Annotated in this window: 1 protein-coding gene; it reads right to left on the reverse strand. The window is 72.5% G+C overall.

Annotation, left to right across the window (positions count from 1 at the left end; all coding sequences use genetic code 11):
* The coding region (locus AC1DVP_RS21405; RefSeq protein WP_477185488.1) for an MFS transporter at positions 1-563 on the reverse strand (563 nt) is incomplete at both ends.

Raw genomic sequence — 563 nt, forward strand, 5'->3', positions numbered from 1 at the left:
CCACCGACGCGGCCGAGCATCCCCGGGGCCACCATCCGTTGCCGCATGGACTGCGAGATGACGTTGCCGATGGGGTTGAGGAAGCCGAGGAAGAACGCGGTGATCGAGATGGCGGGGACGTTCGGCAGCAGCACGGGGACGAACAGGAGCGCCGAGTTGAGGGTCCAGCAGCCGAGCAGCAGGCGGACCTCGGGGACGAACCGGCCGAGGGATTCGGCCGCGATCGAGCCGGCGACGGCGCCGACCGCGAGCACGGCGACCACCAGGGGATAGCGCTCCGGCTCGAGCCCGACGCGCGAGCCGGGCCCGACCACCCAGAGCACGAACACCGCGAAGTAGCCGGTGTTCGCCATGTTCATCACGCTGCCGGCCACCAGCAGCGGGCGCAGCACGGGGTGCCGGACGAGGAAGCCGACGCCCTCGCGGATCTCCGTGGTCGCGCGGCGCTTCTCGGGCCGGGCGTGCTTGTAGCTGCCGGGGATGCGGGTGGCGACGAGCAGCAGCGCGGCCACGGCGAGCCCGGCGGGGACGCCGAACACCCAGCCCGCACCGAACGCGAGCAT

It is taken from the genome of Flavobacterium sp. P3_A6 (genome assembly GCF_056403035.1).